The organism is Pseudomonas sp. GW821-FHT02H06, assembly GCF_059421525.1.
Genome location: NZ_JBWKVD010000001.1, coordinates 529371 through 545198, shown reverse-complemented (window position 1 = coordinate 545198; position 15828 = coordinate 529371). Strand labels below are relative to the sequence as shown.

Sequence of the window (15828 nt, the reverse complement as noted above, 5' to 3'; positions counted from 1 at the left end):
ACGTGACGCCTGATCGTTCCTTCAGGTACAATTCCCGGCTATTTTTGGCGGGCAGTCTGCCTGCGACCTTTTTCGAGTGTTGATCCGTGAGTGATTTGAGTCATATCCGCAATTTCTCCATCATCGCCCACATTGACCATGGCAAGTCGACGCTGGCTGACCGGTTCATCCAGATGTGCGGCGGCCTGACCGAGCGCGAAATGGAAGCTCAGGTCCTTGATTCCATGGACCTGGAGCGTGAGCGCGGGATTACGATCAAAGCCCACAGCGTCACCCTTTATTACAAGGCGAAGGACGGCATCACCTACCAGCTCAACTTCATTGACACCCCGGGCCACGTCGACTTCACCTACGAAGTCAGCCGTTCGCTGGCGGCGTGTGAAGGCGCGCTGCTGGTGGTCGATGCCGGTCAGGGCGTCGAAGCCCAGTCCGTGGCCAACTGCTATACCGCCATCGAACAGGGCCTGGAAGTCATGCCGGTCCTGAACAAGATTGACCTGCCCCAGGCCGATCCGGACCGGGTCAAGGAAGAAATCGAAAAGATCATCGGCATTGATGCCACCGACGCCGTGGTCTGTAGCGCCAAGACCGGCCTGGGTGTCGACGAAGTGCTTGAGCGTCTGGTCCACACCATTCCCGCACCGACCGGCAACATCGAAGACCCGCTGCAAGCGCTGATCATCGACTCATGGTTCGACAACTACCTGGGCGTTGTTTCCCTGGTGCGTGTGCGTCATGGCCGCGTCAAGAAGGGCGACAAAATCCTGGTCAAGTCGACCGGCAAGATGCACTTGGTCGACAGCGTAGGCGTGTTCAATCCCAAGCACAGTGCCACCGCTGATCTGAAAGCCGGTGAAGTGGGCTTCATCATTGCCGGCATCAAGGATATTCACGGCGCGCCAGTGGGCGACACCCTGACCCTTAGCACTACGCCGGACGTTCCGGTGCTGCCCGGCTTCAAGCGCATCCAGCCGCAGGTATACGCCGGTCTGTTCCCCGTCAGCTCCGATGACTTCGAGGATTTCCGCGACGCTCTGCAGAAGCTGACGCTGAATGACTCGTCTCTGCAATATCTGCCGGAAAGCTCCGACGCGCTGGGCTTCGGCTTCCGCTGCGGCTTCCTCGGCATGCTGCACATGGAGATCATCCAGGAGCGCCTCGAGCGCGAGTACGACCTGGACCTGATCACCACCGCACCGACGGTAATCTTCGAGTTGCTGTTAAAGACCGGTGAAACCATTTACGTCGACAACCCGTCGAAATTGCCAGACCTGTCCACGATCGAGGACATGCGTGAGCCGATCGTGCGGGCGAACATTCTTGTGCCTCAAGAGCACCTGGGCAACGTCATTACGCTGTGTATCGAGAAGCGTGGCATTCAGCACGACATGCTGTTCCTCGGTACGCAGGTGCAAGTGACCTATGATTTGCCGATGAACGAAGTGGTTCTGGACTTCTTCGACCGTCTGAAGTCGACCAGCCGTGGCTATGCCTCGCTGGATTACCATTTCGATCGTTATCAGTCGGCCAATCTGGTTCGTCTGGACGTGATGATCAACGGTGACAAGGTCGACGCTCTGGCGCTGATCGTGCACCGTGACAACGCAGCCTACAAAGGCCGCGCGTTGACTGAAAAGATGAAAGAACTGATTCCTCGTCAGATGTTCGACGTGGCAATCCAGGCTGCGATTGGCGGCCAGATTATCGCGCGCACAACCGTCAAGGCGCTCAGAAAGAACGTACTGGCCAAATGTTACGGCGGCGACGTCAGCCGTAAGCGCAAGCTGCTCGAGAAGCAGAAGGCCGGTAAGAAACGCATGAAGCAGGTCGGCAACGTGGAAATTCCACAGGAAGCCTTCCTTGCAGTGCTCAGGTTGGAATAGTCAGGCCCTATGTCACTAAATTTCCCGCTGTTGCTGGTCGTCGCCGTGTTTGTTTGCGGTTTGCTGGCCCTGTTCGATCTGGTCATATTGGCGCCGCGTCGCCGCAACGCGATTGCGAACTATCAAGGCAGCGTGAGCCAGCCTGATGTCGCGGTCGTGGAGCGGTTGAACAAGGAGCCGTTTCTGGTCGAGTACGGCAAGTCGTTCTTTCCGGTGTTGTTCATCGTTCTGGTGCTTCGCTCGTTCTTGGTCGAGCCGTTCCAGATCCCTTCGGGCTCGATGAAGCCAACGCTGGACGTGGGCGATTTCATCCTGGTGAACAAGTTCTCGTACGGCATCCGCCTGCCGGTGATCGACCTCAAGGTCATCCCGGTCGGCGACCCGCAGCGGGGCGACGTGATGGTGTTCCGCTACCCAAGCGACCCTAACGTCAACTACATCAAGCGCGTCGTCGGCCTGCCAGGGGATGTGATCCGCTACACCAACGACAAGCAGTTGTTCATCAACGGTCAGTTGGTGGCCAAGCAGCTGATCGGTTCGGAACCTGGCACGCTGGGTAGCGCAGAACTCTATAACGAGAAGCTGGGCGAGGTGGAACACCAGATCCGTCAGGAAATGAGCCGCTACCGCGCGCCGCCTGACCATGAATGGACCGTTCCGGCCGCCCACTACTTCATGATGGGCGACAACCGCGACAACTCGAACGACAGCCGTTACTGGGATGACCCCAATATTCCCAAGGACGAGCTGGGCATGGTCCCCGACAAGAACATCGTCGGCAAGGCCTTCGCGGTCTGGATGAGCTGGCCTGAACCCAAGCTCAGCCACTTTCCGAACTTCTCGCGAGTCGGTCTGATCAAGTAATCGATGCGGCGCTGCCACTGGCAGCGCCGTATGTCATTCAGGGCCATGTTGCGTGGCCGATCTCGCAGGTGACAGGGAAGGGCTACTCTTGAAAGCAACCATGACGTCTGCCGGTCCGCAAAAGGGCCTGTCGTTCATCGGCTGGCTGGTGTTGCTGGCGATTCTGGCCTTTGTCGGAAGTGCTGCCGCCAAGATCGTGCCGCACTACATGGACTACCTGTCGATGAAGAAAATCATCGAAAGTGCCGGCACTGATCGCACGGCAGACATCACCAACGCCGGTGACCTTAACGCCTACGTGGCCAAAGGCATGCTGGTTAATAACATTCGGGATTTGGATTTGAACAAGGCGTTAACTGTGACGACGGAGAACAACAGGTTCCTCGCCCATTTGAAGTATGAAAAACGTGAACCACTGATCCAGAACATCGATCTGGTGGTCAAGTTCGACCACGAATTCAGCGTGGGTAAACCGTGAGCGTTTCATTAAGTCGCCTGGAGCGTCAGCTCGGCTATACCTTCAAGGATCAGGAGCTGATGATCCTGGCCCTGACCCACCGCAGCTTTGCCGGACGCAACAACGAGCGTCTGGAATTCCTCGGTGATGCCATTCTCAACTTCGTCGCCGGCGAAGCGCTGTTCGAGCGTTTCCCCCAGGCGCGCGAAGGTCAGTTGTCCCGCCTGCGCGCCCGCCTCGTGAAAGGCGAGACCCTCGCGCTGCTGGCCCGTGGTTTTGATCTGGGTGAGTACCTGCGCCTGGGCTCGGGTGAGCTGAAGAGCGGCGGCTTTCGCCGTGAGTCGATTCTGGCCGACGCGCTGGAAGCCCTGATCGGTGCGATCTACCTCGACGCCGGCATGGACATGGCAAGGGATCGCGTGCTGGCCTGGCTGGCCAGCGAGTTCGAAACCCTGACGCTGGTCGACACCAACAAAGACCCGAAAACACGGCTGCAGGAATTCCTTCAGTCACGCGCCTGTGACCTGCCGCGCTATGAAGTGGTGGACATCCAGGGCGAGCCGCATTGCCGAATCTTTTTCGTCGAATGCGAGATCTCTTTATTGAATGAAAAAAGCCGGGGACAAGGTGTCAGCCGTCGCATCGCCGAACAGGTAGCAGCGGCCGCAGCCCTTATCGCCCTGGGTGTGGAGAATGGCAATGACTGATTCACCTGCAACACGCTGTGGCTATGTTGCCATTGTTGGCCGGCCAAACGTGGGCAAGTCGACACTGCTGAACCACATCCTCGGCCAGAAACTGGCGATCACGTCGCGCAAGCCGCAGACGACCCGGCACAACATGCTCGGGATCAAGACTGAAGGCGCCGTACAGGCGGTTTACGTCGATACGCCCGGCATGCACAAAAACAGCGACAAAGCGCTTAACCGTTACATGAACAAGACCGCTTCGGCAGCGTTGAAAGACGTCGACGTCGTGATCTTCGTGGTCGATCGCACCAAGTGGACCGAAGAAGACCAGATGGTCCTCGAGCGCGTGCAGTACGTGACCGGCCCGTTGATCGTGGCCTTGAACAAGACTGACCGCATCGAAGACAAGAGCGCACTGATGCCGCATCTGTCCTGGCTGCAGGAGCAACTGCCGAACGCACAGATCATCCCGATCTCGGCGCAGCAGGGGCATAACCTGGAAGCACTGGAAAAGGTCATCGCCGATCAACTGCCGGAGAATGAGCATTTCTTCCCGGAAGATCAGATCACCGACCGCAGCAGCCGTTTTCTCGCCGCGGAACTGGTGCGCGAGAAGATCATGCGTCAGCTCGGCGCCGAGCTGCCGTATCAGATCACTGTCGAGATCGAACAATTCAAACAGCAAGGCAAGACGCTGCACATCCACGCGCTGATTCTGGTCGAGCGCGACGGGCAGAAGAAAATCATCATTGGCGACAAGGGCGAGCGCATCAAGCGTATCGGCTCGGATGCGCGCCGCGACATGGAAGTGCTGTTCGACTCCAAGGTCATGCTCAACCTATGGGTCAAGGTCAAAGGCGGCTGGTCTGATGACGAGCGCGCGTTGCGTTCGCTGGGTTACGGCGACTTGTAAGACGCCGATCGACACCGCTGCTCTGTGGGGAAATCCCACACTGCCGCGCAGCAGATCCAACCTTGTGGGAGTGAGCTTGCTCACGAAGACGGTATTTCAGCCGCTGACTATTCAGCGGATGGAGCCGGGTTTTCGTGAGTAACCTCACTCCCACAGTCGTTTAAGATTGCCCGTCCGGCCGCGTTCTTTCATCGAGATAGCCATGTCACAAACCCCTCCCGTCGGTCAGCTCGCCTATGTGCTGCACAGCCGTGCGTACCGCGAAAACAGCGCGCTGGTCGACTTCATTACCCCGCAGGGTCGCTTGCGTGCGGTGTTGCGCAGCGCGCGGGGGAAGGCGGGGACGATGGCGCGGCCGTTTGTGCCGCTGGAAGTCGAGTTTCGCGGGCGGGGCGAGTTGAAGAATGTGGGGCGAATGGAAGGCGCTGGCGTCGCCACGTGGCTGGAAGGCGAGGCGCTGTTCAGCGGTCTTTATCTTAATGAGCTACTGATTCGCCTGCTGCCCGCCGAAGACCCGCACCCGGGCGTGTTCGAACATTACGCCGCGACGCTTGTGGCGTTGGCCGAGGGGCGCGCGCTGGAACCGTTGCTGCGCTCGTTCGAATGGCGGCTGCTGGACGATCTCGGTTACGGTTTTGCGCTGGACGCGGACGTCAACGGCGATCCACTGGCCAGCGACGGCCTGTACCGGCTTCAGGTGGATGCCGGCCTTGAGCGGGTTTATCTGTTTCAGCCAGGATTGTTTCAGGGCGCCGAATTGCAGGCGATGTCTGAAGCGGACTGGAGTTCGCCGGGGGCGCTGTCTGCGGCCAAGCGTCTGATGCGCCAGGCCCTGGCCGTGCATCTGGGCGGGCGCCCGTTGGTCAGCCGTGAATTGTTTCGCAAACTCTAGCGTCCGGCGGCGCAAACCTAGAAAATCCTTCCTCGCGTGCGTAATCAGCCACCCATTGGCTGGCACCGCCACAGTAATCAGGAGAACCCCGTGACCCACAGCACTCGCATTCTGCTCGGCGTGAACATCGACCACGTTGCTACCTTGCGTCAGGCCCGCGGGACGCGCTATCCCGATCCGGTCAAGGCAGCGCTGGATGCTGAAGAAGCAGGCGCCGACGGCATCACCGTGCATTTGCGGGAGGACCGTCGGCATATTCAGGAGCGCGATGTGTTGCTGCTGAAAGACGTGCTGCAAACGCGCATGAACTTCGAGATGGGTGTCACCGAAGCGATGATGGCGTTTGCCGAGCGCATTCGGCCTGCGCATATCTGCCTGGTACCGGAGACCCGTCAGGAACTGACCACCGAGGGCGGGCTGGATGTCGTCGGTCAGGAAGCGCGCATCAAGGCGGCGGTGGAGCGGTTGTCGGTCATCGGCAGCGAAGTCTCGTTGTTCATCGACGCCGATGAGCGCCAGATCGCAGCGTCGGCCCGGGTTGGCGCGCCGGCCGTCGAGCTGCACACGGGCCGTTATGCCGACGCTGAAACCCCGGCCGCTGTGGCCGAAGAACTCAAGCGCATTGCCGATGGTGTCGCCTTCGGTTTGGCCCAGGGCCTGATCGTCAACGCCGGCCATGGTTTGCACTATCACAACGTTGAAGCCGTCGCGGCGATCAAGGGCATCAACGAGCTGAACATCGGCCACGCGCTGGTGGCCCATGCTTTGTTTGTCGGCTTCAAGTCGGCCGTGTCAGAGATGAAGGCGTTGATTCTGGCAGCGGCGGGTTCTGCTCAGGACAAATGACAGATAGGGGATTGCGCATCGTCTTGACACTCCGCTTTCGTGCAGCAGACACAAACTTTGTGGGAGCGAGCTTGCTCGCGAATAGGCCGGCACTCTCACTCACTATGTCGGCAGACAGAATGCCTTCGCGAGCAAGGTGGAGCGCCACCCCGGTCGCTCTCACGGGTGATTTGTCCGCACTGACATCTGCGGTGTTGTCATGTTCAATGAGCGCGCGCAATAGCGCTTTTGTCGGGTTACGGCTTGCGCCCCACAATCACCGCACGCCGCGGCGCCGGCAGGCCTTCTACGGTTTTGCTGTGGTCCGCCGGATCGAGGAAGTCGCTCAACGACTGAAAGCGCATCCAGTCGGTGCCGCGTTGTTCTTCCACCGTGGTGGTGCTGACGTCGACGCAGCGCACATCCACAAAGCCCGCGCGGCGCAGCCACAGTTCCAGCGCGGGCACTGACGGCAGAAACCACACGTTGCGCATCTGCGAGTAGCGGTCTTCCGGCACCAGCACCTGATTCGCGTCGCCTTCCACCACCATGGTTTCCAGCACCAGCTCTCCGCCTTTGACCAGGCAGTCCTTCAGCGCCAGAAGGTGATCGATGGGCGATTTGCGGTGATAGAGCACGCCCATGGAAAACACCGTGTCGAATCCTTCGAGCCGCGCCGGCAGATCTTCCAGGGTGAACGGCAGGTGCCACGCCGGCAGGTCCGGCAGATAGCGCTGCATGGCCTGGAACTGGCAGAAGAACAGCCAGTTGGGATCGACGCCAATCACGCTGTCGGCGCCTGCGCCCAGCATGCGCCACTGGTAATAACCGTTGCCGCAGCCCACGTCCAGAACGCGCTTGCCTTTCAGATCAAGGTGCGGCGACACCCGCGACCATTTCCAGTCCGAGCGCCATTCGGTGTCGACGTGCACGCCGAACACATCAAAAGGGCCTTTGCGCCATGGTGACAGGCCGATCAGCGCAGCGCGGGTCTGCTCGCGGGTGGCGTCATCGCAGTCGGCGTCGAGGATGAAATCGTTCTTCAGCTCGATGCGGCTTGGCGTCAGATCAGGCAAGGCATTCAGCGCGCCTTGCCAGCGCTCCAGGTCGCCGTGACCCTTTTCCATCTTCGCGTCGAGTTGCGCCTGCAGGCCTTGGGCCCAGGTATACAGTGGCGTGCCCGCCAGACGGCGGACCAGGGGAGCGAGATCAATCATGGCAGGGCAATCAACGAGGCGAAATTAAGGCATTGGAACCAGGGCACGACTTTGCTGAAACCGGCGGCCAGCAGGCGTTCGCGGTGTTGCTCAAGGCTGTCGGGTTTCATCACGTTTTCGATGGCGCTGCGTTTCTGCGCGATCTCCAGCTCGCTGTAACCGTTGGCGCGTTTGAAGGCCACGTGCAGATCGGTGAGCAGCGCGTGCTCTTCGGTGTCATCAAAGCGCAGCTTCTCCGACACGATCAGCGCGCCGCCGGGCAGCAGCGACTGGCGGATACGCGTCAGCAGAGCGAGGCGTTGTTCCGGCGCGATGAATTGCAGGGTGAAGTTCAGCGCGACCACCGAGGCGGGCTGAAACTCGAGATTCAAGATATCACCGTCGATCACCTCCACCGGCAGCAGCTCCTGATACATCGAGTCCTGAGCGTTGAGGTACTCGCGGCAGCGTTCGACCATGGCCGACGAGTTGTCGATGGCGATCACCCGGCAATCTTCAGTGCGCACATGCCGACGCAATGCCTGAGTGACGGCGCCCAGTGAACTGCCCAGGTCATAGAGCACGCTGTGGGGCTGGGCGAATTGCGCCGCGAGCACGCCGAGGTTTTCGACGATGGTCGGATAGCCCGGCACCGAGCGCTTGATCATGTCCGGGAACACCCGCACCACGTCTTCGTTGAAGGCGAAGTCGGGCACCTGGGGCAGCGGCTGGGCGAATAGGCGGTCGGGTTCTGGGCTCACGGCGATTCCGGGGGACAAGGCGAAAAGTGCGGCATTTTAGCCAATTCCGTCCCTCGGCTGGAACCTCATCTCATCGCTCGTGTGCTGACGTCTGGTCCGCCCATAAAAAAGCCGCGTCCGATTGCCCGCACGCGGCCGATACATGAGCAGTGAACTCAGTATCTCCAGCTCACCGACGCGGTGAAGTTGCGTGGATCCCCGAAGTTGCTCTGGTTGTAGCGCAGGCTCTGTTGGTATTTCTCGTTGGTCAGGTTGTTGAGGTTGAGCTGGGTGCTCCAGTGCTGATCGATGTCGTAGCGGGTCATCAGCCCGATGAGCGCGTAGGCGTCCTGGCGGGCCGCGGGCGAGTCGTCGTTCTGAGTCTTGCTCTGCCAGCTCAGGCTGCCGCCGACCTTGACCTTCGGCGCCGTCGGCAACTGGTAGGTCATCGACGACGTCAGGGCGTGGCGCGGGATGAACTTGCGCGCACGGCTGTCGTTGTCGTCAGTGATATAGACGTAGGTGTACCCGCCGTTGACTTGCAGCCCCGGCGCCACTTCGCCCGACGCTTCCAGCTCCAGGCCGCTGCTGTCGTAGGACATCGCCTCGTAGACATAGCCGCCCAGGTTGGCGTCATAGGTCGAACTGCCCGGCACGTTGTCTTGCTTGGCATGGAACACCGCTGCGCTGACGTTGAGCTTCTTGTCCAGCAACTGACCTTTGATGCCCGCCTCGTAGCTTTTGCCTTCAAGCGGATCGAGCACCCGGCCTTGGCCGTCGAGGTAATACTGCGGATTAAAGACTTCGGTGTAACTGGCGTACAGCGCGTATTCGGGGGTCAGGTCGTAGACGATACCGGCATACGGCGTGACTTTGCCGTGAATGCGCACCTCTCGCGCGGAGCCGTAGTTGTCGCCATTGCTGTCCGCGCTGAGCATGCGGGCGCCGGTGATCACATGCAGATCGTCGGTCAGGCTGAAACGCGCGCCGGCGTAAACGCTCTTCTGGCGATCGGTGTAGTTCGAGGTCGCAGCGGGTAACGCAGCGACGTAATTCGGCTGCGGCAGGTAGCCATGCAGCGCATCTTCAAGCGTCACAGGCGAGTAGTTGAGGACGTCACCGTACTGCGAGGATTCGCGGTTGCGCTGGCGTGCAGCGTTCGCCCCCAGCGTGAGTTGATGTTCCCGACCGCCGAGCATGAAGGGCCCGCTCAGCGAGTAATCTCCACTGAGTTCGAGGTTCTTGTCTTTGTACTTGGAGCCCAGTCCGGTGTAACCGGTGGGTGAAGTGCTGTCGCCGTACATGTAGAACATCTCGGTGTCTTCGCGGTGCTCGGCGCCGGCGACGGTCAGCTTCGACTTCCAGTCGTTGGCGAAGGTGTGTTCCCACTCGGCAAACGCACGTTGCGTGTGAACGTCCCAATGCACCCACGGCTGGGAAATATTGGAATGGGTGCTGCTGTAATGAATGGCGTTGCCATTGCCATCGACCAACGGCAGTGCGCCCCAGCTTGAGCCATTGGCGTTGGTCTTCTGGTCCTCGTAACCAAGGGTCAGCGTGTCGCTGTCGCTCAGGTCGAATGCCAGCAGACCGCTGAAGATGTTCTTCTCGCGGGAGTAGCGATCAAGGTATGAGTTGCCGTTTTCGTTGGCGTAGATGACGCGCCCCCGCACGTTGCCCGAGTCGGTCAGGGGGCCGGAGACGTCGATGTCCACCCGGCGTTTGTCCCAGGAACCGGCTGTCACGTCAATCTTTGCCTGGGGATCGTAGGTCGGGCGTTTGCGGATGAAGTTGACCGTGGCCGAGGGGTTGCCGGCCCCGGACATCAAGCCGTTGGCGCCGTGAACGATATCGACCTGTTCGTAGGGCGCCAGGTCGATATCGCCCACCAGCAACCCATTGGTCATCGGCATCGCCGTGCCGTCGTACTGGAAGTTGTTGATGTCGAAACCGCGCGCGGTGAAGTAGGTGCGGTCTGTTTCGACTTTCTGCACGTTGACGCCGGGGGTGCTGGTCAACACATCGCGGATGCTGTTGAGCTTGAAGTCATCCATTTGCTCGCGTTTGATGTTGGTCACACCCTGGGGCGTTTCCTGGTTGGTCAGGTCCAGCCGGGTGGTGGTGCTGCTGGGCTTGCCTTGGTAGCCCTGCGGGTTGCCGGTGTCGCCGTAGGTGGCGGTTGACGTCACGTCAGTGGCCGGCAGGCTGAGCGCTGTCTCTTCGGCATTCGCTGTGTTGAGCACGCTCAGGGCGATTAACGAAAGGGCCTTTGGGCAAAAGGGGATCGAGTAACGCATGGCGGGCAACGCTCCGGCGAATGTAACAAATGGTGGTGGTTCTCATTATCGGCAAGTTAAAATTGAGAATCAATGTCATTTAGTCCATTCGTCGGTGTTGGCTGCAACGCTGGCCATGACCGGGTGCCTTCCCCCCGCAGCGTTAAAGCTTTCCCCCCGGCAGTCGAAACACCTTAATTCGCAACTCATTTCATTACTGGCACAGGGAACCGTGGCATGCATGCGTTCAAGGCGTTGTACGAGTCCATCGAAAGGCAGTTTTTCAATTCTTTGACCAAGAAGCTGTCGAGCCTGTTTCTGATCGTGGTGGTGAGCGCCGTGGTGTACTGGGTGGCCGTGAGCCTGCGCGCGGACATTCTTCTGCAGTTGCGCAGCGCGCAGTTGCCGGCGGAGACGCTAAGCATGATCGAGGGGAAACTCGATGTGCTGAGCAACGCCATTCTGGGCAGCACGCTGTTTACCCTGTGTCTGGTCAGCTTCATGGTCTGGTATTTCCGGCACTTGATCGTGCGGCCGGTGACCCAGATGAGCTTGGCGCTGGAAGGCATTGCCAACGGCGAGGGCGACCTGTCCAAGGACTTGCCGCTGTTGACCCACGATGAAATTCGCGTGCTGGCGAGTACCTGCAACCGGTTTCTGGCCAAACAGCGGGAGATCATCAGCAGCGTTCAGGCGTTGACCGTGCACATTGCCGTGGAGTCCGCGCGCTCGCTGAAAAACATCAGCGATTCCAGCGACAGCGCGACCCATCAGGCGCGCTTCGCCAAGGAAGTCATGGAGCAGAGCAACGACGCAGTGGGTCGGATTGCCGAAGTGTCCCGGCAGACTCAGGGCATTTCCGGGACCACCGCGCAGAACCTCAGCATGGCCCGCGACTCCTACACTGAACTGCTGGAAGTGACCGGCAACATCAGTGAGATTTCCAGCAGCCTGAATGAGTTCGGCACCCTGGTTTCGGCGCTGAACCAACGTTCGTCGAGCATCAAATCCATTGTCGGATTGATTCAACAAATCTCCTCCCAGACCAATCTTCTGGCGCTCAACGCGGCGATCGAGGCGGCGCGTGCAGGGGAGAGCGGGCGTGGTTTCGCAGTGGTTGCCGACGAAGTCCGGACCCTCGCCCAGAACGTCAGCCGCGCCACCGAGGACATTTCCCAGAACATCGACGCCATGTTGCTGGAGGTGAGCTCGACCCACGAGCAAACCACCCAGATCAGCCACAGCGCCCGGGAGACCCAGAAAGTGGTTGAGCGCGCGTCTGGGCATTTCGAGAGCATGATCGGCGACTTCGAATCCACTCACACGAAGCTTGAGGACATCGCCTCGCACATCCAGCAGTCTGCCGACAGCAACACCGGCATCAACGACCGCGTCACGCAGATTCATGCGGACAGCCAGTCCATCGACCAGCGCATGCAGCATTCGGCCACGGCCACCCGAGACCTCTCGGGCGTGGCGGAAAAGGTTCAGGCGCTGCTGGGCCGGTTTGTTCTCGGGCATGGCGCGCTGGACGCTGGCATTACCCGCGCCAGTCATTGCCGCGATCGGCTCCAGGTGCGTCTGGCGGCGCTGCAACGTGAGGGCGTCAACCTGTTCGATCAGAACTACAAATTGATTCCCGGGACTGATCCCAAGCAATACACGACCAGCTACACCGAACGCTTTGCGCAGATCTGTCAGGAAGAGTGCGACGCGCTCACCAAAGGCACGCGGGGCGGAAAGGTCACCTTCATCGTCGACAGCAAGGGTTACTGCCCGGTGAACAACAGCTGGGTGTCGAAAAAACCTACGGGCGACCGAGCTATCGACCTACCGGTGTGCCGGAACAAGCGCATGTTCGCTGACCCCATCGGCCTGCGCGCAGCCGCTAACCAACAGCGCTTCCTGCTGCAAACCTACCTGCGCGACACCGGCGAAATCATGACCGAAATTGACGTGCCGTTCTTCTTCGAAGGCCGTCATTGGGGCAACTTGCGCATGGGCTTCGACGCTGCGCAATTACTGGCCGAGTGACAGAGGTTCATGCCAGTGCTCAGCGACTGATCAGCCCTTCGCCTGCAAGGATTTTCCTGCGGGCGGCCGTGGAATGGGCGGGCGATCAGTTCACTGTAATGACGCAGTCGAAGGTGCGCGCTGGCGCCACTTCCGGCGCCCAGGGTTGTTGGTAGACCATCATCAGGTGACCCGTGCCCGGATTGGCGGCTCGGTAGCGCCAGACTGACTGACCGCCTTCACCGACCAAACCTACGTCTTTGGAGGCATTGAACACCTCGGGTCCCAGGCTGCTCAGGATGGACGGCGCAGGGTTTTGCATCAGCCAGCGGTGCCCGGTCGTGGGATTGCTGGGCAGCATCAGCATGAGGGTCTGGCCGGTTTTGAGAGAAAGGGGACAGTCTTGCTGATCGTCCAGGGAGACGATCTGTTTTGGCGCCTGGACGCAAGCGGCAAGCAGGGTGAGGCTGAGCGGGACGAGCAAGCGGGCAGCGGTCATGAAGGCTCCGGTCATAGGCAACATGGGGGGAGCATAACCGAAGACGGGAGAGATGCTAATCAGGTGGGCCGCACAAGACGTGTGAGGGCGGCCAGAGTGGCGCCCCCACACGTTGAGGCGAGGTCCGTCTTAGAACAATATCTTCGCCACATCCGCAAAGCGTTTGGCGAAGTGCGCGGTAATGCCTTCTTTCAGGTAATCCGGCAGCTCTTCGAAGTTGCCACGGTTGGCTTCCGGGAGGATCAGCTCGTAGATCTTCTGGCGCCGCGCCGCGATCACCTTCTCCCGCACGCCGCCAATCGGCAGTACGTGCCCGGTCAGGGTCAGTTCGCCGGTCATCGCCACGCCTTTTTTCGGCGCCTGGTTACGCGCCAGCGACAGCAGCGCGCTGGCCATGGTCACACCGGCACTTGGCCCGTCTTTCGGCGTCGCACCTTCCGGCACGTGAAGGTGAACGAAGGCTTCGTCGAAGAAGGTTTTGTCGCCGCCAAACTTCGCCAGATTGGAGCTGACGTAGCTGTAGGCGATTTCGGCAGATTCCTTCATCACGTCGCCTAACTGGCCGGTGAGCTTGAAGCCGCGGTTGAGCGTATGGATGCGGGTCGCTTCGATCGGCAGTGTCGCGCCACCCATGCTGGTCCAGGCCAGGCCGGTAATCACGCCGGTGCCCGACAACACTTGCTCGTTGCGGAACACCGCCATGCCCAGCGAAGCTTCCAGCTCTTTCGGGCCGATCTTGACCACGGTGTCCGGGTTGTCCAGCAGCTTGACCACGGCCTTGCGCACCAGCTTGCCCAGCTGTTTTTCCAGCTGCCGCACACCGGCTTCCCGCGCATAGCCTTCAATCACCGCGCGCAACGCACTGTCGCTGATCATCAGGCTATTTTTCGACACGCCGGCCTTGGCCAGTTGCTTGGGCCACAGATGGCGCTTGGCGATGGCGAGCTTTTCTTCGGTGATATAGCCGGACAGGCGAATCACTTCCATCCGGTCCAGCAATGGGCCGGGGATCGAGTCCAGGGTGTTCGCGGTGCAGATGAACAGCACCTTCGACAGGTCCAGACGCAGGTCGAGGTAGTGGTCGAGGAATTCGACGTTCTGCTCAGGGTCCAGGGTTTCCAGCAGCGCCGAGGCCGGGTCGCCCTGGAAGCTCTGGCCCATCTTGTCGATCTCGTCGAGCATGATCACCGGGTTCATCACTTCCACGTCTTTCAGCGCCTGCACCAGTTTGCCCGGTTGGGCGCCGATGTAGGTGCGACGATGGCCCTTGATCTCGGCCTCGTCGCGCATGCCGCCAACGCTGAAACGGTAGAACGGCCGGCCCAGGGATTCCGCGATCGATTTGCCAACGCTGGTTTTACCCACGCCCGGCGGGCCGACCAGCAGCACGATGGAGCCGGAGATTTCGCCTTTGTAGGCGCCCACGGCGAGGAATTCGAGAATACGGCTCTTGATGTCATCAAGGCCGGCGTGGTGCTGATCGAGCACCTTGCGCGCGTGTTTCAGGTCGAGCTTGTCGTCACCAAACACGCCCCATGGCACCGAGCTTGCCCAGTCCAGGTAGTTGCGCGTGACGGCGTATTCCGGGGAACCGGTTTCCAGCACCGAGAGCTTGTTGATCTCTTCGTCGATGCGCTTGCGCGCCTGGGGCGGCAGGGTCTTGCCCACCAGACGCTCTTCGAACTGTTCGATGTCAGCGCTGCGGTCGTCCTTGGTCAGCCCCAGTTCCTGCTGGATGACCTTCAGCTGTTCCTTGAGGAAGAACTCACGCTGGTGCTCGCCGATCTTACGGTTCACTTCCGCGGAGATTTCTTTCTGCAGGCGCGCGACTTCGACTTCCTTGCGCAGCATCGGCAGGACTTTTTCCATGCGCTTGAGCACGGGCACGCAATCGAGCACCTGCTGCAGCTCGACGCCCGTGGCGGAGGTCAGGGCCGCAGCGAAGTCGGTCAGCGGGGAAGGATCGTTGGGGCTGAAGCGATTGAGGTAGTTCTTCAATTCTTCGCTGTACAGCGGGTTGAGCGGCAGCAGTTCCTTGATCGCATTGATCAGCGCCATGCCGTAGGCCTTGACCTCGTCGGTCGGCTCGTTGGGCTGGTGCGGGTATTCAACCTCCACCAGAAACGGCGGGCGATGGTGCTTGAGCCAGGTCTTGATGCGCACACGGCTCAGGCCCTGGGCGACGAACTGCAGCTTGCCGTTTTCACGGCTGGCGTGGTGCACCTTGACCAGCGTGCCGTACTCCGGCAACGCCTTGGTGTCGAAATGACGGGGGTCGTCGGGCGGGGTGTCCATGAAAAACAGCGCCAGTGAGTGGTGATCAGACTTGCTGACCAGCTCCAGCGTTTCGGCCCAAGGCTCTTCATTGACGATGACCGGCAGCACTTGCGCGGGGAAGAACGGACGGTTGTGGATCGGGATGATGTACACCTGATCCGGCAGGTTCTGGCCGGGCAGGGCGAGGCGCTTGTTGTCGGAGCCGAGGATTTCGTGCTCATGATCGTCGTCGGGGTGCGGCTGGTTGGCGTCGGACTGCTGGTCGCTCATGGGGCACCTGCATAAATGGAGATGAGCCTTAGAT

At 60.3% G+C, this 15828-nt stretch carries 13 protein-coding genes; 8 read left to right on the top strand and 5 right to left on the bottom strand.

Going from position 1 to position 15828, the window contains the following annotated elements; genetic code table 11:
- The first annotated feature begins 86 nt into the window (after positions 1 to 86).
- From lepA to pdxJ, 7 genes are all read left to right on the top strand, one after another.
- Positions 87 to 1883 (top strand): translation elongation factor 4, encoded by a 1797-nt coding sequence (gene lepA, locus AC07VF_RS02545; RefSeq protein WP_065992448.1) that lies wholly within the window; start codon positions 87 to 89, stop codon positions 1881 to 1883.
- A gap of 9 nt (positions 1884 to 1892) precedes the next feature.
- Positions 1893 to 2747, top strand: coding sequence for a signal peptidase I (gene lepB / locus AC07VF_RS02540; protein ID WP_192171634.1), 855 nt, complete (start codon positions 1893 to 1895; stop codon positions 2745 to 2747).
- A 100-nt stretch (positions 2748 to 2847) separates the two neighbouring features.
- Complete coding sequence (locus tag AC07VF_RS02535; protein ID WP_192171633.1) at positions 2848 to 3225, top strand: DUF4845 domain-containing protein; 378 nt, start codon at positions 2848 to 2850, stop codon at positions 3223 to 3225.
- Positions 3222 to 3911, top strand: coding sequence for a ribonuclease III (gene rnc / locus AC07VF_RS02530; RefSeq protein ID WP_037014347.1), 690 nt, complete (start codon positions 3222 to 3224; stop codon positions 3909 to 3911). The genes AC07VF_RS02535 and rnc overlap by 4 nt, the downstream gene beginning before the upstream one ends.
- Positions 3904 to 4806, top strand: a complete 903-nt coding sequence (gene era, locus AC07VF_RS02525) for a GTPase Era (protein WP_065992456.1) — start codon at positions 3904 to 3906, stop codon at positions 4804 to 4806. Before rnc ends, era begins: the two co-directional genes overlap by 8 nt.
- A 202-nt stretch (positions 4807 to 5008) precedes the next feature.
- Positions 5009 to 5698 carry a DNA repair protein RecO gene (gene recO, locus AC07VF_RS02520; protein ID WP_282366177.1) on the top strand — a complete coding sequence of 230 codons (690 nt, stop codon included), beginning with the start codon at positions 5009 to 5011 and terminating at the stop codon, positions 5696 to 5698.
- Between the two features lie 90 nt (positions 5699 to 5788).
- On the top strand, positions 5789 to 6544 hold the full coding sequence (gene pdxJ, locus AC07VF_RS02515) for a pyridoxine 5'-phosphate synthase (RefSeq protein ID WP_495008670.1): 756 nt from the start codon (positions 5789 to 5791) through the stop codon (positions 6542 to 6544).
- A 236-nt stretch (positions 6545 to 6780) separates the two neighbouring features.
- Here the strand turns inward: pdxJ and cmoB are convergent, their stop codons facing one another.
- The 3 genes from cmoB to AC07VF_RS02500 all read right to left on the bottom strand — a co-directional run bounded on the left by cmoB (position 6781) and on the right by AC07VF_RS02500 (position 10756).
- Positions 6781 to 7740 (bottom strand): tRNA 5-methoxyuridine(34)/uridine 5-oxyacetic acid(34) synthase CmoB, encoded by a 960-nt coding sequence (gene cmoB / locus AC07VF_RS02510; RefSeq protein ID WP_495008671.1) that lies wholly within the window; start codon positions 7738 to 7740, stop codon positions 6781 to 6783.
- The gene (cmoA, locus tag AC07VF_RS02505) at positions 7737 to 8480 is read right to left on the bottom strand and encodes a carboxy-S-adenosyl-L-methionine synthase CmoA (RefSeq protein ID WP_133772470.1); all 744 of its coding nucleotides are present in this window, start codon (positions 8478 to 8480) and stop codon (positions 7737 to 7739) included. Before cmoA ends, cmoB begins: the two co-directional genes overlap by 4 nt.
- A 155-nt stretch (positions 8481 to 8635) precedes the next feature.
- A complete protein-coding gene (locus AC07VF_RS02500) occupies positions 8636 to 10756 on the bottom strand; it encodes a TonB-dependent siderophore receptor (RefSeq protein ID WP_495008672.1) in 2121 nt (706 codons plus the stop codon).
- A 216-nt stretch (positions 10757 to 10972) separates the two neighbouring features.
- Here AC07VF_RS02500 and AC07VF_RS02495 point away from each other — a divergent pair, with 216 nt between their 5' ends.
- Positions 10973 to 12769 carry a methyl-accepting chemotaxis protein gene (locus AC07VF_RS02495; protein ID WP_495008673.1) on the top strand — a complete coding sequence of 599 codons (1797 nt, stop codon included), beginning with the start codon at positions 10973 to 10975 and terminating at the stop codon, positions 12767 to 12769.
- 85 nt (positions 12770 to 12854) lie between these two features.
- Here the strand turns inward: AC07VF_RS02495 and AC07VF_RS02490 are convergent, their stop codons facing one another.
- Positions 12855 to 13247, bottom strand: a complete 393-nt coding sequence (locus AC07VF_RS02490) for a protease inhibitor I42 family protein (protein ID WP_495008674.1) — start codon at positions 13245 to 13247, stop codon at positions 12855 to 12857.
- Between the two features lie 129 nt (positions 13248 to 13376).
- Positions 13377 to 15794: an endopeptidase La gene (lon, locus tag AC07VF_RS02485; RefSeq protein ID WP_282366187.1), complete on the bottom strand. Its 2418-nt coding sequence runs from the start codon at positions 15792 to 15794 to the stop codon at positions 13377 to 13379.
- Positions 15795 to 15828: the final 34 nt, after the last annotated feature.

What these genes read in the sequence shown, in the direction of transcription:
- recO (WP_282366177.1), top strand. Translation starts at nt 5,009, where the DNA reads ATGTCACAAACCCCTCCCGTCGGTCAGCTCGCCTATGTGCTGCACAGC.
- lon (WP_282366187.1), bottom strand. Translation starts at nt 15,794, where the DNA reads ATGAGCGACCAGCAGTCCGACGCCAACCAGCCGCACCCCGACGACGAT.
- cmoB (WP_495008671.1), bottom strand. Translation starts at nt 7,740, where the DNA reads ATGATTGATCTCGCTCCCCTGGTCCGCCGTCTGGCGGGCACGCCACTG.
- AC07VF_RS02500 (WP_495008672.1), bottom strand. Translation starts at nt 10,756, where the DNA reads ATGCGTTACTCGATCCCCTTTTGCCCAAAGGCCCTTTCGTTAATCGCC.
- AC07VF_RS02490 (WP_495008674.1), bottom strand. Translation starts at nt 13,247, where the DNA reads ATGACCGCTGCCCGCTTGCTCGTCCCGCTCAGCCTCACCCTGCTTGCC.
- era (WP_065992456.1), top strand. Translation starts at nt 3,904, where the DNA reads ATGACTGATTCACCTGCAACACGCTGTGGCTATGTTGCCATTGTTGGC.
- AC07VF_RS02535 (WP_192171633.1), top strand. Translation starts at nt 2,848, where the DNA reads ATGACGTCTGCCGGTCCGCAAAAGGGCCTGTCGTTCATCGGCTGGCTG.
- lepB (WP_192171634.1), top strand. Translation starts at nt 1,893, where the DNA reads ATGTCACTAAATTTCCCGCTGTTGCTGGTCGTCGCCGTGTTTGTTTGC.
- AC07VF_RS02495 (WP_495008673.1), top strand. Translation starts at nt 10,973, where the DNA reads ATGCATGCGTTCAAGGCGTTGTACGAGTCCATCGAAAGGCAGTTTTTC.